The organism is Candidatus Abyssobacteria bacterium SURF_5 (genome assembly GCA_003598085.1).
Lineage (GTDB): Bacteria > Abyssobacteria > SURF-5 > SURF-5 > SURF-5 > SURF-5.
In genome coordinates this window covers 1-16,696 of the sequence record QZKU01000079.1, presented here as the reverse complement: position 1 = coordinate 16,696, position 16,696 = coordinate 1, and the positions used below count along the sequence as shown (strand labels likewise).

The following is a 16,696-nucleotide window of genomic DNA, read 5'->3' as shown; positions in this document are numbered from 1 at the left end:
GTTTTTCACGGGCTATCGGCCGCAGTTTTACTTCCGCACCACGGACGTGACGGGGAACCTGGCGCTTCCGGAGGGAGTGGAGATGGTGATGCCGGGCGATAACATACGGATCGAAGTGGACCTGATCACGCCGATCGCGATGGAAAAAGAGCTCCGTTTCGCTATCCGCGAAGGCGGGCGCACCGTCGGGGCAGGCGTCGTCTCTGACATTATCGAATAAATCGGACAAGGAGAAGTATGGCGGAAAGCCAAAAAATACGGATCAGGCTGAAAGCCTATGATCATAGAATACTCGACCAGTCAACCAGCGAGATCGTCGATACGTGCAGGCGGACGGGAGCCCGGGTCTCCGGCCCAATCCCCCTGCCTACCTCGCGCAACATCTTCACTGTGCTGCGCTCTCCGCATGTCGACAAGAAGTCTCGCGAGCAGTTCGAAATCCGCACGCATAAACGGTTGATCGATATCATTGAGCCAACCGCGCAGACTGTCGACGCATTGATGAAGCTCGATCTGCCGGCCGGTGTCAACGTCGAGATTAAACTGTAGGTATTGGAACGAGCGCGCCGCCGAATCCGGCTGTGCGGCATCGCCGCCGCCTTCCGGGCAAGGTTGGCCCGCCGATGGTACGAAAGGGCAAGGTCGTGTTTGGTTTGCTCGGAAAAAAAATTGGAATGTCACAGGTATTTACTGAAGAGGGGAACCTTGTGCCCGTGACAGTCCTGGAAGTCGGGCCGTGTGCGGTGACGCAGTTGAAAAACAACGAGCGTGATGGATACGAAGCCGTTCAATTGGGATTCGCCGAAAAAAAGCGAAACGTGACGAAGCCGCTTCAGGGCCATTTCAAGCGCGCGGGCGTTTCATCAAGGCGCCACTTAAGGGAGTTCTCACTTTCTCCTTCAGTCGAGTTGAAGGAGGGCGCCGAAGTGCGGGCCGACGTCTTTACTGCGGGCGACCTGGTAGATGTCAGCGGCACCACCAAAGGGCGGGGATTCGCAGGCGTCGTGCGGCGGTACAAGTTCGGAGGAGGCCCCGCCAGTCACGGACACACCTCCCACAGGCGCGTCGGCTCTATCGGCCAATGCGCCGATACCTCAGAAGTCTGGAAAGGGAAAGGGATGCCCGGCCACATGGGAGCCGTCAGACGTACCATTCAAAACCTGAAAGTCGTCAAAGTGGACGGCGAAAAGAACCTCCTGCTGGTCCAGGGGGCGGTGCCGGGACCGAACGGGGGCATGATTGAAATTCGCAGCGCGATAAAGGGATCGGGCAAAGCAGTGAAAGGGAAGAGCTGAGATGGCAGAGTCCGTCCTGTATGCAACTAATGGTTCGCAGCTCGGAACTATCGAGCTCAGCGACGACATATTCGGGCAGAGGCCCAATGAGGCGGTCGTGCACCAGGTAGTGGTGGCCCAGCAGGCCGGTCTGCGCCAGGGAACCGCCGATACCAAGGAACGAGGGGAAGTCGCCGGAAGCACCAAGAAGCTCTGGAGGCAGAAGGGGACCGGCCGTGCCCGCGTAGGCAGCGGGAAATCTCCTCATTGGAGAGGCGGCGGAACAGCCTTCGGGCCGCACCCGCGCGATTATTCGCAGGCGCTCCCAAAAAAGATGCGCCGTGGCGCGCTCGTTTCGTTACTCGCCGACAGGCTGCAGGAAGGGCGCCTGTTCGTGCTGAACGAATTGAAGCTCGATACGCCGAAAACAAAAGAACTTCTGACCATTCTCCGGCGCCTGAACATCATGAAAAGTTGCCTGATTGTCACTGAAGCGCCCGATAAAAACGTGCGTCTTTCTGCGAGAAACATCCCGGGTGTCGACCAGGCGTACGTCGATTCTCTCTCGGCGCTCGACGTGATCTGTCATGAGAATCTCGTGCTGACCAGAACGGCGCTGGAACTCTTGGAGAAAAAGCTCTCATGAAGTACAATCCGCACCAGATTATTCGGCGGCCGGCGATCTCCGAAAAGGGGACGATACTGACTGAACGCCACAATAAATATGTGTTTGAAGTGGCCACCGATGCAAACAAGCTTCAGGTCAAACAGGCGGTCGAGGAAATATTCAAAGTCACCGTCACCAGAGTCAATACTATGCGGGTGGCCGGCAAAAAGAAACGGGTTCGCTACAAGGTCGGCTATACGCCTGAATGGAAGAAGGCGATCGTCACCCTGAAACAGGGCGACCGGATAGAACTGTTTTAGTACCTGATGTAAGGGAAGAAGAAGATGGCAATCAAAAAGTATTCGCCCAGGACTCCGGGCATGCGATTCAGAACCGATTCGACCTTTGAAGAATTGACCAAAGGAAACGAACCGGTCAAATCGCTGACCAAGGGAAAGAACAAGAGCGGCGGCAGAAACGTCAATGGGCGCATAACCACCCGGCACCGGGGAGGCGGCCACAAGAAACTGTATCGCGCGATTGACTTCAAGCGGGACAAAGAAGACATCCCGGGAAAAGTCAGATCGATCGAGTACGACCCCAATCGCTCTGCCCACATCGCGCTCATCCAGTATCCCGACGGCGAGAAACGCTATATACTGGCGCCCGTATACCTGCAGGTCGGCGCAACGGTGATCTCGGGCAAAGGCGCGGAAATCCTCGTCGGAAACACGCTCCCGATCACGAATATCCCCTTGGGAACAGTCATCCACAATATCGAGATGAGCCCGGGAAAAGGAGGCCAGATTGCGCGTACCGCCGGCGCGGGAGCACAACTGGTCGCCAAAGAAGGCAATTACGCCCATATCAAGCTCCCCTCCGGCGAAGTCCGGCTTATCCCCGTTCGCTGCAGGGCTACGATCGGGCAGATAGGCAATATCGAACACGAAAATATCTCCCTGGGAAAAGCCGGTCGCTCACGGTGGCGTGGTAAACGCCCGTACGTGCGCGGCGTAGCAATGAATCCAGTCGACCATCCTCTCGGAGGCGGCGAAGGAAAATCGGCGGGCGGCCGTCACCCCTGCTCACCATGGGGAATGCCGACGAAGGGGTATAAGACCCGGAAGAAATCAAAATTGTCGAACAAATTCATCGTTAAGAAAAGAGAGAGATAACCAGTGGCGCGATCAATCAAAAAAGGACCATTTGTTGATGAGCACCTCATGCAAAAGGTGCTGCGGACACAGCAGACGGGAGAAAAAAGGGTGCTGCGCACCTGGTCTCGCCGCTCTACGATCGTTCCCGAAATGGTCGGGCTGACCGTGGCCGTCCACAACGGGAAGAAATTTCTTCCCATTTACATTACCGAAAATATGGTCGGTCACAAGCTCGGAGAATTTGCTCCGACTCGATTTTTCCGCGCGCACGGCGGAGCGGAGAAAGCCAGTGCCGTCCGCAGGAAAGCCTGAACCATCGAGGAGTAGGAGTGTATGACCATGATTGCACAGGCACGAGGCCGCTTTGTGAGAATTGCGCCGCGAAAGGCGAGACTGGTCGTCGATCTTATCCGCGGCAAACATACCGATGAGGCATTGAGCCTCTTGCGCTTTACGCCCAAGGGTGCGGCGAAAATAGTGGAAGGAATCCTGAAATCGGCCATCTCAAACGCCGAACAGCGGGACGACGTCAACGTGGACAACCTTTATGTCAGTAAAGTCAGCGTGGACGGCGGACCCTCACTGAAACGTTTCCGAACCGCTCCAATGGGGCGCGGAGTGCGAGTGTTGAAACGCACCAGCCATATCGTTATTGAGCTGGATGAAAAGGAGCGCAAATAATGGGACAGAAGGTTCATCCGACCGCCTTCAGGCTCGGCACGACCAAGACCTGGTTGTCCCGCTGGTATGCCGGTCGTGATTATTCAAAATTAATCCACGAAGATCTCAGGATCGTCAAACTGGTCAAGGAGCGCCTTGCCCACGCCGGCATCTCGAAGGTGGAAGTGGAGCGGATGGGGCAGAAAGCGCGGATTACCATACATACCGCCCGCCCTGGCATCGTCATTGGACGGCGCGGAACCGAAGTGGATCAGTTGCGTTCCGAACTGGAGGCGCTCACCGAAAACGAAGTCTATATCGTCGTTCAGGAAATAAAAAATCCCGAATTGGACGCGCAGTTGATCGCCGAAAACATCGCACTCCAGCTCGAACGACAGGTCTCTTTCCGCCGCGCAATTAAAAAGGCCGTAACGACCTCCATGAGGGTCGGCGCCAAAGGAATAAAAATCAGTTGTTCCGGCCGGCTTGCAGGAGCGGAAATCGCGCGATCCGAATGGTACCGCGAAGGACGCGTCCCCCTTCAGACCCTGCGCGCGGATATCGATTACGGTTTCGCCGAGAGCAACACCACGTTCGGAAAGATCGGCGTCAAAACCTGGGTCTTCCACGACGAGATCCATGAGCGAGAGCCGATCCGGCGGGAAACCGTGTAAGGAGATTGCAGCACCATGTTGATGCCAAAAAGGGTGAAATACCGCAAACAGCAGCGGGGCCGCATGGCGGGCAAGGCCGCCAGAGGCAATTCCGTAAATTTCGGCGAGTTCGGCCTCCAGGCCCTCGAGCCGGCCTGGGTTACCGCCCGACAGATCGAGGCGGCCAGGGTCGCGCTCACCCGGAAGATCAAGCGCGGCGGCAAAGTGTGGCTGAATATCTTTCCGCATAAGCCGGTAACGCAAAAACCGCTCGAAACCCGCATGGGCAAGGGCAAAGGCGAGCCCGAACGATGGGTCGCCGTCGTCAAACCCGGAAAAGTTCTGTTCGAACTCGAGGGAGTGCGCGAGGATCTGGCCAAAGAGGCCTTCCGGTTGGCTTCAAGCAAGCTGCCCATCCGCACCCGCTTCGTAAGGCGCCTGCATGGATAGGGGGAGTATATGAAAGCTAAAGAACTTCGCGAGCTGACCGTTGAGGAACTCCAGAACGAACTGCGCGAATCGACCGAGGCGCTTTTTAATCTCCGGATGCAGGCGGCCAGCGGCCAGCAGGTTGACAACGTAAAGCGGTTTCGACAGATCCGCGCTGATGTCGCCCGCATCAAAACCGTATTGACGGAAAAACAAAAGGCATAGGACTGAACACCGGTTATGGGACAAAGACATAAACAGGAAAAAATCGGCGTGGTCACCGGCGCCGCCATGAGCAAAACCGTGGTGGTGACCGTTGAAAATACGTTCTCACACCCGAGATACAAACGGGTCGTGAAGACCATGAAAAAGTTCAAGGCGCACGACGAGCGGGGCGAGTGCCGCCCCGGCGACATCGTGCGCATCGTCGAGACCAGGCCCCTCAGCAAAACCAAGCGGTGGCGCCTGGCGGAGATCATAGAACGCGCCAAATGATCGAGTGCCGCATTCGCTTATCCACGAACGGTTTCTTCTGGAGTAACTATGATACAGATGAGAACAATGCTCGAGGTCGCAGACAACTCGGGCGCCAAGAAATTGCAGTGCATACAGGTCCCCGGCGGGACCGGAACGCGCTATGCGCGCGTGGGTGACATCATTGTCTGCAGCGTGAAAGCGGCAATGCCGCAGGCGCAGATAAAGAAGGGCGACGTCGTCAAAGCGGTCATCGTCAGGACCAAACGCGACACGCCGCGGCCCGATGGCTCGATCATCAGGTTCGATGACAATGCTGCAGTCATCATCAACGAACAGAAGATACCGCGCGGCACGAGAATCTTCGGACCGGTTCCGCGAGAGCTGAGGGATAAAGACTTCATGCGAATAATCTCTCTCGCGCCCGAAGTCGTCTGAAGCGTCCGGGAGAAACAAAAATGAGCAAGACAAAGATGCATCTGAAAAGAGGCGATAACGTGATGGTGATCGCCGGCAAGGAAAAGGGTAAACGGGGAAAAATCCTGCACGTATCCCCTGTGAAGAATAGAGCTATCGTGGAAGCCCTCAACATGGTAACCCACCACGAGCGGCCCTCGCGGACCAATCCGCAGGGGGGCCTCCTTCAAAAGGAGGCTCCGATCCACGTGTCAAATTTGATGCTCGTATGTCCCAAGTGCAGCACGCCGACCCGCGTGGGAAGGACTGTTTTGGACGATGGCACCAAAGCTCGAGTGTGCAAAAATTGCTCTGAGATGGTCGATCAGGGTTAGAAAGAGGCGCGGTACAATTGGCAAGATTGAAGGAAAAATACAAGGCTGAAATCGCACCGGCGCTCAAAGAGAAGCTGGACCTGCGCAACATTAACCAGGTCCCGCGCCTGAGCAAGATCGTTGTCAACATGGGGCTCGGAGATGCGCCCGGCGACGCCAAAGTCATGGAGAGCGCAATCAAAGAGCTCACCAGGATCACCGGACAGCGTCCGGTCGTTACCCGCGCGAAGAAATCCATCGCCGGTTTCAAGCTGCGAGCCGGCGCATCGATCGGATGCAAGGTTACCCTCAGAGGAGAGCGGATGTACGAGTTTTTCGACCGCCTCGTGAATATCGCCATTCCCCGCATTCGCGACTTTCGCGGCGTCTCGCGCAGCGGTTTCGATCAGTTCGGAAACTACACGCTCGGGATCAAGGAACAGATCATCTTTCCGGAAATCGATTACGACGATGTCTACAAAATCCGGGGAATGAACGTCGTCTTCGTCATCGACGGCTCCAAAGGTCCGGAAGAGAGCATCGAGCTTCTCAAAGAATTGGGAATGCCGTTCGGCCGCGAATAGCGACGCCGGCGGCAGGCCAGGTGAGGATACAGTGGCAAAAAAATCTCTTGTAGCAAAAGCAAAACGGGATCCGAAATTCGGTGTGAGGAAGTACCACAGGTGCCGCATATGCGGAAGGCCGAGAGGCTACCTGCGCAAGTTCGAAATGTGCCGCATCTGCTTCAGAAACCTCGCGCGCGAAGGCCGGCTGCCCGGAGTCATCAAGGCCAGCTGGTAGTCAGCTCGCCAATCAAACAAAGGAGAACCAGAATCAATGTCGCTCTCGGACCCGATTGCCGACATGCTTACGCGCATTCGGAACGCCAATTTGGCGATGAATGAGAAAGTTGATATCCCCGCTTCGAAAATCAACGAAGATATCGTCAAGATTCTCAGGCATGAGGGGTATATCTCAGACTACAAGTTCATCGAGAACAGGAAACAGGGCGTGCTTCGGGTGTTCCTGAAGTACGGACCCGAACGGTCGCGCGTGATTAGCGGCCTCCAGCGAGTAAGCAAGCCGGGGCGACGCGTCTACCGAAAATCCGATGAACTTCCGCGCGTGATGGGAGGGCTCGGTATCGCCGTCATCTCCACCTCAAGAGGATTGCTCACCGATAAGCAGTCCCGCGAGGCGCACGTCGGCGGCGAAGTCATCTGTAAAGTCTGGTAATCAGGAAAGGCTGCATAACCAATGTCTCGCGTAGGCAAAAATCCGATTCCGATACCCGCCGGGGTAAAGGTTACCATAGACGGGCGGCACGTGACGATCGAAGGACCCAAGGGAAAACTCGAGCATGAGGTGCACCCTCTTATCGCCGCCGCCGTCCAGGATGGAAAAATCCTCATCACCAGGAGCGACGATTCGCGTGAAAGCCGCTCGCTGCACGGTCTCACACGCGCGCTGCTCGCTAACTGCGTTCGCGGCGTGAAAGAAGGGTTCCAAAAGAGCCTCGAACTGCAGGGCGTTGGATACCGCGCGGCCAAGCAGGGAAAGGCATTGAATTTTCAGCTCGGCTACAGCCATCCGATCGTCTTTGAGCCCCCGCCCGGCATAGAATTAAACGTCGAGCGCAACATCGTGACCGTGAACGGCATCGACAAACAGGTAGTAGGGCAAATTGCCGCCCAGATCCGGGCGCTCCGAAAGCCCGAACCCTATAAAGGCAAAGGGATTCGGTATGCCGGCGAACGGTTGCGCAGAAAAGCCGGTAAGACAGGCATTTAACCGAAGGTTTCCTCCATGGCAGAACTAAAATTGGATAAAGTGACGGCACGCCGAAGGCGTCATCAGCGCATAAGGCAGAAACTGGTCGGAACCCCACACAAACCGCGATTGTGCGTGTACCGAAGCTTGAAGCACATTTATGCTCAAGTGATCGATGATACCACCGGACGCACGCTTGCTTCGGCGTCCTCTCTCTCGCCCGAAGGAAAGCAGAGTGGCGCCTCGGGCAGTAATGTATCATCCGCCAAGGTCGTGGGACAACTCATCGCCGACAAGGCCAGGGCGGCCGGAATTGAAAACGTCATCTTCGACCGCGGTGGTTACCTCTATCACGGCCGAATAAAAGCGCTCGCAGAAGGCGCGCGTGAAAAAGGATTGAAGTTTTAGGAGGTAACTTGGAAAAATTTCAGCACGAAGCTCCAGAATTCAAAGAAAAAATCGTGAAGATCAACCGCGTCGCCAAGGTCGTCAAGGGCGGCCGGAGATTTGGCTTCAGCGCTCTGGTGGTAGTCGGAGACGGTAAAGGACGCGTCGGCGCCGGCTTGGGCAAAGCCAATGAAGTGCCCGAGGCTATTCGCAAAGGCGTCGAAAAAGCGAAAAAAGCGATGATCACAATTCCGGTTGTCAATGGGACCCTGCCCCATGAGATCGTGGGAATAGCAGGAGCCGGTCGCGTCGTTCTGAAACCCGCTTCCCCGGGGACTGGCGTGATCGCGGGAGGCGCGGTCAGAGCCATTATGGAAACGGCCGGAGTCTCCAACATTCTCAGTAAATCCTTGGGCTCGTCAAATGCCATTAATGTCGTACGAGCCACCATGGAGGCGCTGAAGAATCTGCAGACTGCGGAGCAGGTCGCCTCAAAACGAAACAAAAGTGTAGCCGAAATTATCGCATAGAGGATAATCAGAAATGCAACTCGATACTGTTAAGCCGCCAAGAGGCGCCCGCCGAAAACCCAAACGAGTTGGGCGTGGAGAAGGCTCCGGAGTGGGCAAGACGGCCGGCAAAGGCCACAAGGGTCAGCGTGCCCGCTCGGGACCCAAATCTTCACGCGGCTATGAGGGAGGACAAATGCCGCTCCAGCGGCGCGTTCCCAAGCGCGGATTCAGGAATATTTTCAAGAAAGAATACGAGGTCCTGAACGTCGAGCGCTTGAACGCGTTCGAACCGGGGACGCAAGTGACTCCCGAATTGCTCAGCCAGGCGGGTATCGTGAAATTGAATCGGGCCGGCGTCAAAATCCTGGGCAACGGTGAGATCACGGTCAGCCTGACCGTTCGCGCCCATCGGTTCACCGCGTCCGCCAAAGAAAAAATCGAGAAAGCCGGCGGAAAGGCCGAGGTGGTGTAGTGCTCAGCGCCTTCCAAAATGCGTTCAAGATACCGGAACTGAAAAACCGGATATTGTTCACGCTCGTCCTGCTGGCAGTGTACCGGCTCGGCGGACATGTGCCTACCCCCGGCATTAACGGAGGGGTCCTCGCTCAGTTCGTGGCCGAACGGCAAAACACGCTGCTCGGGTTCGCCGACCTGTTTGCCGGCGGCGCCTTCAGTCGCATGACCATCTTCGCCCTCGGAATCATGCCCTATATCAGCGCCTCGATCATATTTCAACTGCTCGTCGCAGTCATTCCTTATTTCGAGAAGCTCTCGAAGGAAGGCGAAGAAGGCCGGAAAAAATTAACGCAATATACCCGGTACGGAACCGTCGCGCTTACCGCCGTCCAATCGCTGGGTATCAGCCTCTGGCTGTCAAACCCCAGCAATTTCGGAGGACGCGAGATCGTGCCGCATCCCGGCCTCGGATTCATCCTGCTCACCATGATCACCTTCACCACCGGAACGTGTTTCATCATGTGGCTCGGCGAACAGATAACCGAGCGCGGTATCGGCAACGGGATATCCTTGATCATTTTTGCCGGCATTGTCGCCGGAATGCCCGCTGCGCTATCGCTGCTGATCCGTAACATTCAACTCGGCGAAATGAGCATCTTCAAGATGATCGTTCTGGCCGTGTTGCTGGTATCGGTGACGGCGGCTGTCATTGTGCTCACGCAGGCGCAGCGGAAGATACCCGTGCAGTACGCCAAGCAGATCAAAGGCCGCAAGGTGTATGGCGGGCAGAGCACATGGCTGCCGCTCAGAGTCAATCAGGCCGGCGTTATCCCCATTATTTTCGCGTCTTCGCTGCTGCTGTTTCCGGCCACGATCTTCCAGTTCATCCATGCCGGCGGAATGCAGCGCCTGATCGAGCTGCTGTCGCCGGGTGCGCTGCTGTATAACATCCTGTATGTGGTGCTGATTGTCTTTTTCACGTACTTCTATACCGCGATTACGTTCAATCCCATAGACGTTGCAGATAACCTCAAAAAGTATGGAGGGTTTGTACCCGGCATCAGGCCCGGACGCCCCACTGCCGAATATCTGGATAGAATCATGACCCGCATCACCCTGCCCGGCTCTGTGGCGCTGGCATTCGTGGCGGTCATCCCTACGATGATCAGTTACGGTATGCGGGTGGATTATCTTGTCGCCAGTTTCTTCGGCGGTACCAGCCTCCTGATTGTGGTCGGGGTCGCCCTTGATACCATACAACAGATGGAGTCCCATCTCCTGATGCGTCACTACGACGGCTTCATGAAGAAGGGGCGCATCAGGGCGCGCAGGTTCTAACGGCGCCAATAGGGGAGGAGAATATGGCTGCGGAGAGGAAGAGATTTCTGGTTCTGCTCGGGCCGCCGGGCGCGGGCAAGGGCACTCAGGCGGTAAAGATCGCGAGCGAGTACGGAATCCCTCACATCTCGACCGGCGACATTTTCCGGGCGAATATCAAGGAGGGAACCGATCTCGGACGCAAAGCGAAAAAGTATCTCGATTCGGGAGAATTGGTCCCTGATTCGGTGGTCACTGAGATCGTTGCCGATCGGGTTAAGAAGGACGACTGCAAGCACGGCTTCCTGCTGGACGGGTTCCCCCGAACCTTGCCTCAGGCTGAAGCGCTTGACAAAATGTTAAATGTGGAAGGTTGTCCGCTGACCGCCGTCGTTAATGTCGATGTCGACCGGGAAGCCCTTATACACAGGTTAACCGCCAGGCGCACGTGCTCCCAGTGCGGAGAAAATTATAACCTCATCTCCAAACCGCCGAAAGAGGAAGGCATCTGCAATAAGTGCGGCGGAAAGTTATATCAGCGCGAAGACGACAAACGCGAGACGATTGAGAATCGGCTTGCGGTTTATGAGAAACAGACTGCTCCACTCATCGATCATTACCAGCGCAGCAATCGCCTGGTAACCATTTCCGGCGAGGGAGCGATCGACGAGGTTTTTAGCCGTATCCGCAGCGCACTCAACTGATCTGGCTCGGCCGGGAGAGTGGATGCTGTGATTGTTATACGGTCTGAGGACGAACTGGCGATACTGCGCGCGGCTAATCGCATAATCGCTCGGATCCTGCAGGAACTCGCAGTGGATATCAGAGCAGGCGTTTCCACTGAAGCTCTCGATAAGAAGGCCGAACGTCTCATTGCGGCGGCGGGCGGCAAACCTGCTTTCAAGGGGTACCGCGGGTATCCTAAGACAATTTGCACCTCGATCGATGAACAGGTGGTTCATGGGATACCTTCTTCGACCGTCATATTGAAAGAAGGAGATATCCTCAGCATCGACATCGGTATCGTTTATCGAGGATACGTCGGCGATACCGCCGCCACCTTCACCGTCGGAGAGGTCTCCGACGAGAAGAAACGGCTGATCCGGGTCACCCGGGAATCTCTGTATAAGGGGATCGAGCGGGCGCGCGAAGGCAACCGCCTCTCGGATATATCGCACGCCGTCCAATCGCACGTCGAAAGCCACCGGTTTTCCGTAGTGCGCGACTTTGTCGGTCACGGGATTGGACAGCAGATGCATGAGGAACCTCAGATTCCGAATTTCGGCCGCCCCCACTTGGGTCCGCGGCTGCAGGCGGGAATGGTGTTGGCGATCGAACCGATGGTGAATGCAGGCAGCTATGAAGTCAGGGTGCTCGACGACGGATGGACGGCAGTGACGAAAGACGGCAGGCCGTCCGCGCACTTTGAGCATTCTATAGCCGTGACGAAAGGGGAAGCCGAAATCCTTTCGTTGCCTCCGTCAGAAGAGGCGGAATGACCATTTTCCGGTCAAGGAACCGCCTCGAAATGGAAATTGATTTTTATGGCAAAGGAAGAACCCATTGAGGTCGAAGGAACGGTCGTTGAGCCGCTGCCCAATGCCATGTTCCGCGTTGAACTGAAGAACGGGCATCGGATATTGGCTCACATTTCCGGCAAGATGCGTATGCACTTCATCCGCATCCTTCCCGGAGATACAGTGAAAGTGGAATTGTCCCCTTACGACCTCACCCGGGGACGCATCGTGTACCGTTATAAATAACGGCGCAAAAAATGGTTTTGCTTTATGAAAGTGCGAACAAGCGTAAAGAAAATATGTGAAAAGTGCAAAATAGTCAAGCGTAACGGCGTCGTTCGCGTTATTTGCACCAATCCGAAGCATAAGCAGCGCCAGGGCTGATCCTCGGGCCGCTGCGGGAGGTAACTGGAAAGTGGCTCGTATATTGGGCGTCGACCTGCCAAGGGAAAAGCGGGTGGAAACCGGACTCACGTATGTCTACGGGATCGGCCGGACAAGTTCCGAAAAAATCCTTGAGGCCGCCGGCATCAATCCCGGCACTCGAGTGAAAGATTTGACCGACGACGAAATCCGCAGGATCACCGCCGTCATCTCGCGCGACTATCGGATCGAAGGAGACCTGCGGCGCGAGATCTCGACAAATATAAAACGGCTGATGGACATCGGCACGTACCGGGGCCTGAGACACCGCAAGGGTCTTCCGGTTCACGGACAAAGAACGCATACCAATGCGCGCACCCGAAAAGGCCCCCGCCGCGGACGTGCGGGGAAAAAGAAATAAGCTAATCCGGAGGAATTACTAGTGGCCAAGGTCAAAAAAGGACCAAAGGAAAAAAAAGTTAAAAAGAAGCGGGTCGGCGTGGGCTCCTCCAGCGGAGTGGCCCATATCCAGGCTACCTTCAACAACACGATTGTAACCATTACCGACCCGGGTGGCAACGTTATCTCGTGGGCGAGCGCAGGCACCGTGGGCTTCAAAGGCTCACGGAAGAGCACTCCCTTCGCTGCGGGACAAACAGCCAGTTCGGCCGCTCAAAAGGCGAAGGACCTCGGCTTGAGAGAAGTGAAGGTATTCGTGAAAGGACCGGGCGCCGGACGGGAATCCGCCATCCGCTCCCTTCAGGCGGCCGGCCTGCAAGTGAACATGATAAAGGACGTGACCCCTATCCCTCATAACGGATGCCGACCGCCGAAACGGCGGCGCGTGTAAAGGGGCCGCCAGGAGAAACAGATGGCTCGAAATACTGGACCGGTATGCAAAATCTGCAGACGCGAAGGCGTAGAATTATTTTTGAAGGGTGAGCGCTGTCTCACCGCTAAATGTGGTGTAAAGAAAAGAAATTACCCGCCCGGAATGCACGGCAGACGCAGGGTGAAACAAACCGACTACGGCGCACAGTTGCGGGAAAAACAGAAAATGAAGCGCATCTATCGCATGATGGAGGCGCAGTTCCGCAATTACTTCAAAGAGGCCGCAAAGAGTCCTGTGGTTACCGGCGAAAAGCTTGTCCAACTGCTCGAAGGACGGCTTGATAATGTCTTGTATCGAATGGGATTCGCTTCGTCTCGAAACCAGGCCCGACAGTTCGCCCTGCATGGACTCGTTCTGGTGAACGAGAAGAAGGTGAATCTCCCCTCGTACCAGGTGAAACCGCAAGACGTGATTTCGCTCACCGAAAAAGGAAAGCAGATGCACGTCGTACAATCGAATCTCGAGGCCGCAATGCAGCGAGGCGTGGTACCGTGGGTAGAGGTGGATGCCGAGAAAATGACCGGAAAGCTCCTCCGGCTGCCGACCAAAGAAGAGGTCGCGCTGCCGGTTGAGGAAACCATGGTCATCGAATTGTACTCCCGTTGATGGGACAGGCGCCACCAACAAATGTACTGGGGGCTTAAGAGCGTATGAATAGAATTTTGGAAATGCCGAAATGGGAAAAGGACGAGGAGACTTCAACCGCCGCCTATGCCCGGTTTATTATCGAACCCCTTGAACGGGGATTCGGCGTTACTGTCGGTAATTCTCTGCGGCGCGTACTCCTGTCCTCTCTCGAAGGGAGCGCCATCGTCTCGGTTCGCATTGAAGGAGTGCAGCATGAATTCGCCTCGATACCCGGCGTCGTCGAGGATGTCTCCGAAGTCGTCCTCAACCTGAAGGCGGTCAGAACCAAGATGCACGGATCGGCCGATGTCAAACAACTGCAGGTGGTAGCCTCCGGAGAAAAAGTGCTCACCGCAGCCGATCTCGCCGTCGATGAGGACGTGGAAATCCTGAATCCGGAACAGCATATCATGACCATCAACCGCGGAGCCAAGATCGTGATGCACCTCGAAATCGGGCGCGGCAGGGGATATGTTCCGGCTGAATTGAACAAACACGACGGCCAGCCGATCGGCACGATCAGCATCGACTCCGTCTTCTCGCCGGTCGAAAAAGTGAATTATACCATCCAGAGCGCGCGCGTCGGGCAGATGACCGACTACGACCGCCTCATCCTCGAAATCTGGACCAACGGCGGGATTCTTCCCGAGGACGCGCTGGCGGCGGCCGCAAAAATCCTCATACGACATTTCACGATCTTCGTCAAGGGAGAAGGAGAAGAAGATGCAGGCCGCTCTTCACGCGCCGAGGAAAGCGAAGAAATGCGGAAGTATCTGGATAAAAGCGTGAACGAGCTGGAGCTTTCCGTGCGGGCGGCAAACTGCCTCCGCGCCGCTAACATAAAAAGTCTTGCCGAACTCGTGCAGAAGTCCGAACCCGAAATGCTCAAGTATCGTAACTTCGGGAAAAAGTCGCTCGAAGAGATAAAACTTGTCTTGAAATCGATGAATTTGCACTTGGGAATGAAACTCGAGGGATATCAGGCGGCAAGCGCTTCAGAGCAGCGTGAGGAATAACCGACCTCTTTCCGGAATAGCTTCTCAACAGGCTTTCCGAAAATATAGCATGCAGTAGGAAAGGCGATTTGTAATGAGACACAGAAAAAAAACAGTTAAACTCGGCCGTACAACCGCTCATAAAGAAGCCCTCCTTTCGAACCTCGCGACCGAGTTGATCATGCATGGCAGGATCACCACTACCGTCACGAAAACCAAAGCGCTTCGACCGGTCGCCGAAAAATTGATCACCCTCGGCAAGAGGCAGGACATCAATGCCCGGCGGCAGGCCACGTCCATCCTTGATAATAAGCAGGCGGTAAAAAAACTGTTCGACGAGGTCGGCCCGCAATTTGACGGACGCAACGGCGGCTACACGCGCATCATCAGGCTCGACCGTCGCAGAGGAGACGCCGCCCCCATGGCCATCATCGAGCTGGTTTCCTGAAGTTCCTCGTCAACTGCGGCCCTGCTCGCATTCGCGCGCAGGGCCTTCCTCTTTCTCTCGCATGGAGGCCTCGCAATTCTCCAGTACCCCGGTTGCGGGCGCCCGAAAACATCCCCGACTCGCGCCCTTGAATGCATTGAATCAGGGGTACGGCCATCTATTGGCTGGGCAGGTCCCGTTGCCGGATTCAGTTATGATCCGAATGGAATCTTACCCCTCTCCAAGACATCTTTTCCTTTTCGGAAAAACTGGCGGCGGATACTGAAAAATTCATTGAACCGCAAAGGCGCAGAGGCCGCAAAGATAGAATAAACGGAGGATTTAAGAGGTCTTATTGTGCATTGTCTTTCTCAGCGTTCTTCGCGTCTCCGCGGTGAAAAAAGTTCTTATAAGTACAGCCTCAAATTAGTCACCCCAATCCGACTTTGTAAAATATGGGTCTTTGAGAATCAAGAGGCCATAGTGGGATTATCTTGGACAGCAGTGAAGAAGCTTCTTTCCTCTGTTACCTCCTGTTGAGGAATCTTTTTTTCTTCTTTCTTGTGTATCTCCATTGGACCCGCACGATGTGGAAGTATCTCATGTTCCGCTTTTGGAAATTATTTTGGAAAAGAGTGTTTTCATTTCTTGGAACTTTGTGAAAGCTAATTTGATCAGAAGTTTTCGTCTTACACAACTTCCTGTTTGAGGCGTCCTTGATATTATTGGCCTTCCCGGAATCGGCCGTTAACATACGGTTAATCAAAAAGTGCTTGACAAAAGAAGGCTGGAACGAATAGACTTCAGCGAAAATATGTTCCTTTGCTGCAACCTGAGAGGACCAAACATAGACGGCAGTATCCCGTGAGGGGACATTCCGATGCCCTCTCAAATAAGGGGAATCGCGGCGACGAGCAGCATCTATACGCTCTATGATTTTGATAATCTTGACCGCCTCGATTATTACCAGATTTCGAACGGCAGCCTGTTCGACTACGAATATAACGACGCCAATCTGATCGATACGATCAGTCTGCCCGGCAACAAATCGTACGAATACGTCTATGACGACATGTACCGCCTGACGAATGAATATTCCATCGACAACGGCTCACCCGTCTATACGAACAATTATGGCTACGACCTCGCCGATAATCGCACCAGCTTGGCCAACGGCAGCCTGGACACCTACGAAATTAATGCGCTGAATCAGGTGACGGCCATCTATCGGCTGGGCAATCCGATTGCCGAATTCGCTTATGATCTGAATGGAAACCTCACCAGTCGAACCACCGCCGCGGGAACCGTCACGATGGAATACGACTACGAGAACCGGCTCGTCCGGATCACCTACCCGAGTAACAGCGGAACCACCGAATTCGTGTACGACGCATTGGGGCGCAGGCTGA

The 16,696-nt window shown here is 55.3% G+C and carries 33 protein-coding genes; 32 read left to right on the top strand and 1 reads right to left on the bottom strand.

The window, feature by feature from the left end:
* From tuf to C4520_11690, 31 genes are all read left to right on the top strand, one after another.
* On the top strand, window positions 1-220 hold a 220-nt coding region (gene tuf, locus C4520_11840), incomplete at its 5' end, for an elongation factor Tu (protein RJP20150.1).
* A 17-nt stretch (window positions 221-237) separates the two neighbouring features.
* A complete protein-coding gene (locus tag C4520_11835; GenBank protein ID RJP20149.1) occupies window positions 238-549 on the top strand; it encodes a 30S ribosomal protein S10 in 312 nt (103 codons plus the stop codon).
* 74 nt (window positions 550-623) lie between these two features.
* Window positions 624-1,295: a 50S ribosomal protein L3 gene (locus C4520_11830; GenBank protein RJP20153.1), complete on the top strand. Its 672-nt coding sequence runs from the start codon at window positions 624-626 to the stop codon at window positions 1,293-1,295.
* A 1-nt stretch (window position 1,296) separates the two neighbouring features.
* Entirely contained in the window at window positions 1,297-1,920 is a 624-nt protein-coding gene (locus C4520_11825; GenBank protein RJP20148.1) for a 50S ribosomal protein L4, read from the top strand.
* Window positions 1,917-2,201 (top strand): 50S ribosomal protein L23, encoded by a 285-nt coding sequence (locus C4520_11820; protein ID RJP20147.1) that lies wholly within the window; start codon window positions 1,917-1,919, stop codon window positions 2,199-2,201. The genes C4520_11825 and C4520_11820 overlap by 4 nt, the downstream gene beginning before the upstream one ends.
* A gap of 24 nt (window positions 2,202-2,225) precedes the next feature.
* A complete protein-coding gene (locus C4520_11815; GenBank protein RJP20146.1) occupies window positions 2,226-3,056 on the top strand; it encodes a 50S ribosomal protein L2 in 831 nt (276 codons plus the stop codon).
* A 3-nt stretch (window positions 3,057-3,059) separates the two neighbouring features.
* Entirely contained in the window at window positions 3,060-3,350 is a 291-nt protein-coding gene (locus C4520_11810; protein RJP20145.1) for a 30S ribosomal protein S19, read from the top strand.
* A gap of 27 nt (window positions 3,351-3,377) precedes the next feature.
* Window positions 3,378-3,719, top strand: coding sequence for a 50S ribosomal protein L22 (locus C4520_11805; protein RJP20152.1), 342 nt, complete (start codon window positions 3,378-3,380; stop codon window positions 3,717-3,719).
* A complete protein-coding gene (locus C4520_11800; GenBank protein ID RJP20144.1) occupies window positions 3,719-4,372 on the top strand; it encodes a 30S ribosomal protein S3 in 654 nt (217 codons plus the stop codon). Before C4520_11805 ends, C4520_11800 begins: the two co-directional genes overlap by 1 nt.
* Window positions 4,373-4,387: 15 nt before the next feature.
* Complete coding sequence (locus C4520_11795; GenBank protein RJP20143.1) at window positions 4,388-4,801, top strand: 50S ribosomal protein L16; 414 nt, start codon at window positions 4,388-4,390, stop codon at window positions 4,799-4,801.
* Window positions 4,802-4,810: 9 nt separating this feature from the next.
* Window positions 4,811-5,005 carry a 50S ribosomal protein L29 gene (locus tag C4520_11790; GenBank protein ID RJP20142.1) on the top strand — a complete coding sequence of 65 codons (195 nt, stop codon included), beginning with the start codon at window positions 4,811-4,813 and terminating at the stop codon, window positions 5,003-5,005.
* A 15-nt stretch (window positions 5,006-5,020) separates the two neighbouring features.
* Window positions 5,021-5,275, top strand: a complete 255-nt coding sequence (locus C4520_11785; GenBank protein ID RJP20141.1) for a 30S ribosomal protein S17 — start codon at window positions 5,021-5,023, stop codon at window positions 5,273-5,275.
* 48 nt (window positions 5,276-5,323) lie between these two features.
* Window positions 5,324-5,692, top strand: a complete 369-nt coding sequence (locus tag C4520_11780; GenBank protein ID RJP20140.1) for a 50S ribosomal protein L14 — start codon at window positions 5,324-5,326, stop codon at window positions 5,690-5,692.
* A 20-nt stretch (window positions 5,693-5,712) separates the two neighbouring features.
* Complete coding sequence (locus C4520_11775) at window positions 5,713-6,045, top strand: 50S ribosomal protein L24 (protein ID RJP20139.1); 333 nt, start codon at window positions 5,713-5,715, stop codon at window positions 6,043-6,045.
* A 17-nt stretch (window positions 6,046-6,062) separates the two neighbouring features.
* Window positions 6,063-6,608 (top strand): 50S ribosomal protein L5, encoded by a 546-nt coding sequence (locus C4520_11770; protein ID RJP20138.1) that lies wholly within the window; start codon window positions 6,063-6,065, stop codon window positions 6,606-6,608.
* 31 nt (window positions 6,609-6,639) lie between these two features.
* A complete protein-coding gene (locus C4520_11765; GenBank protein RJP20137.1) occupies window positions 6,640-6,825 on the top strand; it encodes a type Z 30S ribosomal protein S14 in 186 nt (61 codons plus the stop codon).
* A gap of 36 nt (window positions 6,826-6,861) precedes the next feature.
* Complete coding sequence (locus tag C4520_11760) at window positions 6,862-7,260, top strand: 30S ribosomal protein S8 (GenBank protein RJP20136.1); 399 nt, start codon at window positions 6,862-6,864, stop codon at window positions 7,258-7,260.
* Between the two features lie 21 nt (window positions 7,261-7,281).
* Window positions 7,282-7,815 carry a 50S ribosomal protein L6 gene (locus C4520_11755; GenBank protein ID RJP20135.1) on the top strand — a complete coding sequence of 178 codons (534 nt, stop codon included), beginning with the start codon at window positions 7,282-7,284 and terminating at the stop codon, window positions 7,813-7,815.
* A gap of 15 nt (window positions 7,816-7,830) precedes the next feature.
* Window positions 7,831-8,202, top strand: coding sequence for a 50S ribosomal protein L18 (locus tag C4520_11750; protein RJP20134.1), 372 nt, complete (start codon window positions 7,831-7,833; stop codon window positions 8,200-8,202).
* A gap of 8 nt (window positions 8,203-8,210) precedes the next feature.
* The gene (locus tag C4520_11745; protein RJP20133.1) at window positions 8,211-8,711 is read left to right on the top strand and encodes a 30S ribosomal protein S5; all 501 of its coding nucleotides are present in this window, start codon (window positions 8,211-8,213) and stop codon (window positions 8,709-8,711) included.
* 13 nt (window positions 8,712-8,724) lie between these two features.
* Window positions 8,725-9,165 (top strand): 50S ribosomal protein L15, encoded by a 441-nt coding sequence (locus C4520_11740; GenBank protein ID RJP20132.1) that lies wholly within the window; start codon window positions 8,725-8,727, stop codon window positions 9,163-9,165.
* Complete coding sequence (secY, locus tag C4520_11735) at window positions 9,165-10,487, top strand: preprotein translocase subunit SecY (GenBank protein ID RJP20131.1); 1,323 nt, start codon at window positions 9,165-9,167, stop codon at window positions 10,485-10,487. The genes C4520_11740 and secY overlap by 1 nt, the downstream gene beginning before the upstream one ends.
* 23 nt (window positions 10,488-10,510) lie before the next feature.
* Complete coding sequence (locus C4520_11730) at window positions 10,511-11,170, top strand: adenylate kinase (protein ID RJP20130.1); 660 nt, start codon at window positions 10,511-10,513, stop codon at window positions 11,168-11,170.
* 27 nt (window positions 11,171-11,197) lie between these two features.
* Window positions 11,198-11,965 (top strand): type I methionyl aminopeptidase, encoded by a 768-nt coding sequence (map, locus tag C4520_11725; protein RJP20129.1) that lies wholly within the window; start codon window positions 11,198-11,200, stop codon window positions 11,963-11,965.
* Between the two features lie 45 nt (window positions 11,966-12,010).
* Window positions 12,011-12,229, top strand: coding sequence for a translation initiation factor IF-1 (locus C4520_11720; protein RJP20128.1), 219 nt, complete (start codon window positions 12,011-12,013; stop codon window positions 12,227-12,229).
* Window positions 12,230-12,253: 24 nt separating this feature from the next.
* A complete protein-coding gene (locus tag C4520_11715; GenBank protein ID RJP20127.1) occupies window positions 12,254-12,367 on the top strand; it encodes a 50S ribosomal protein L36 in 114 nt (37 codons plus the stop codon).
* Window positions 12,368-12,398: 31 nt separating this feature from the next.
* A complete protein-coding gene (locus C4520_11710; protein RJP20126.1) occupies window positions 12,399-12,767 on the top strand; it encodes a 30S ribosomal protein S13 in 369 nt (122 codons plus the stop codon).
* Window positions 12,768-12,845: 78 nt separating this feature from the next.
* Window positions 12,846-13,196, top strand: coding sequence for a 30S ribosomal protein S11 (locus tag C4520_11705; protein RJP20151.1), 351 nt, complete (start codon window positions 12,846-12,848; stop codon window positions 13,194-13,196).
* A gap of 21 nt (window positions 13,197-13,217) precedes the next feature.
* Window positions 13,218-13,844, top strand: a complete 627-nt coding sequence (locus tag C4520_11700) for a 30S ribosomal protein S4 (GenBank protein RJP20125.1) — start codon at window positions 13,218-13,220, stop codon at window positions 13,842-13,844.
* Window positions 13,845-13,888: 44 nt separating this feature from the next.
* Complete coding sequence (locus tag C4520_11695) at window positions 13,889-14,881, top strand: DNA-directed RNA polymerase subunit alpha (protein RJP20124.1); 993 nt, start codon at window positions 13,889-13,891, stop codon at window positions 14,879-14,881.
* A gap of 73 nt (window positions 14,882-14,954) precedes the next feature.
* On the top strand, window positions 14,955-15,308 hold the full coding sequence (locus C4520_11690; protein ID RJP20123.1) for a 50S ribosomal protein L17: 354 nt from the start codon (window positions 14,955-14,957) through the stop codon (window positions 15,306-15,308).
* A 505-nt stretch (window positions 15,309-15,813) separates the two neighbouring features.
* Here C4520_11690 and C4520_11685 read toward each other — a convergent pair.
* Window positions 15,814-16,041: a hypothetical protein gene (locus C4520_11685; protein RJP20122.1), complete on the bottom strand. Its 228-nt coding sequence runs from the start codon at window positions 16,039-16,041 to the stop codon at window positions 15,814-15,816.
* Between the two features lie 126 nt (window positions 16,042-16,167).
* On the opposite strand from C4520_11685, the gene C4520_11680 reads away from it, so the two are divergent.
* A partial coding sequence (locus C4520_11680) for a hypothetical protein (protein ID RJP20121.1) occupies window positions 16,168-16,696 on the top strand: 529 nt, incomplete at its 3' end.

Bases quoted from the DNA above. Each gene is read 5' to 3' on its own strand.
- C4520_11700 (RJP20125.1), top strand. From the start codon at position 13,218: ATGGCTCGAAATACTGGACCGGTATGCAAAATCTGCAGACGCGAAGGC.
- C4520_11750 (RJP20134.1), top strand. From the start codon at position 7,831: ATGGCAGAACTAAAATTGGATAAAGTGACGGCACGCCGAAGGCGTCAT.
- C4520_11740 (RJP20132.1), top strand. From the start codon at position 8,725: ATGCAACTCGATACTGTTAAGCCGCCAAGAGGCGCCCGCCGAAAACCC.
- C4520_11685 (RJP20122.1), bottom strand. From the start codon at position 16,041: ATGTTAACGGCCGATTCCGGGAAGGCCAATAATATCAAGGACGCCTCA.
- C4520_11755 (RJP20135.1), top strand. From the start codon at position 7,282: ATGTCTCGCGTAGGCAAAAATCCGATTCCGATACCCGCCGGGGTAAAG.
- C4520_11775 (RJP20139.1), top strand. From the start codon at position 5,713: ATGAGCAAGACAAAGATGCATCTGAAAAGAGGCGATAACGTGATGGTG.
- C4520_11825 (RJP20148.1), top strand. From the start codon at position 1,297: ATGGCAGAGTCCGTCCTGTATGCAACTAATGGTTCGCAGCTCGGAACT.
- C4520_11760 (RJP20136.1), top strand. From the start codon at position 6,862: ATGTCGCTCTCGGACCCGATTGCCGACATGCTTACGCGCATTCGGAAC.
- C4520_11815 (RJP20146.1), top strand. From the start codon at position 2,226: ATGGCAATCAAAAAGTATTCGCCCAGGACTCCGGGCATGCGATTCAGA.
- C4520_11785 (RJP20141.1), top strand. From the start codon at position 5,021: ATGGGACAAAGACATAAACAGGAAAAAATCGGCGTGGTCACCGGCGCC.
- C4520_11830 (RJP20153.1), top strand. From the start codon at position 624: ATGGTACGAAAGGGCAAGGTCGTGTTTGGTTTGCTCGGAAAAAAAATT.
- C4520_11820 (RJP20147.1), top strand. From the start codon at position 1,917: ATGAAGTACAATCCGCACCAGATTATTCGGCGGCCGGCGATCTCCGAA.
- C4520_11720 (RJP20128.1), top strand. From the start codon at position 12,011: ATGGCAAAGGAAGAACCCATTGAGGTCGAAGGAACGGTCGTTGAGCCG.
- C4520_11805 (RJP20152.1), top strand. From the start codon at position 3,378: ATGATTGCACAGGCACGAGGCCGCTTTGTGAGAATTGCGCCGCGAAAG.
- C4520_11835 (RJP20149.1), top strand. From the start codon at position 238: ATGGCGGAAAGCCAAAAAATACGGATCAGGCTGAAAGCCTATGATCAT.
- C4520_11795 (RJP20143.1), top strand. From the start codon at position 4,388: ATGTTGATGCCAAAAAGGGTGAAATACCGCAAACAGCAGCGGGGCCGC.
- C4520_11790 (RJP20142.1), top strand. From the start codon at position 4,811: ATGAAAGCTAAAGAACTTCGCGAGCTGACCGTTGAGGAACTCCAGAAC.
- C4520_11695 (RJP20124.1), top strand. From the start codon at position 13,889: ATGAATAGAATTTTGGAAATGCCGAAATGGGAAAAGGACGAGGAGACT.
- C4520_11690 (RJP20123.1), top strand. From the start codon at position 14,955: ATGAGACACAGAAAAAAAACAGTTAAACTCGGCCGTACAACCGCTCAT.
- C4520_11730 (RJP20130.1), top strand. From the start codon at position 10,511: ATGGCTGCGGAGAGGAAGAGATTTCTGGTTCTGCTCGGGCCGCCGGGC.
- C4520_11800 (RJP20144.1), top strand. From the start codon at position 3,719: ATGGGACAGAAGGTTCATCCGACCGCCTTCAGGCTCGGCACGACCAAG.
- C4520_11780 (RJP20140.1), top strand. From the start codon at position 5,324: ATGATACAGATGAGAACAATGCTCGAGGTCGCAGACAACTCGGGCGCC.
- C4520_11715 (RJP20127.1), top strand. From the start codon at position 12,254: ATGAAAGTGCGAACAAGCGTAAAGAAAATATGTGAAAAGTGCAAAATA.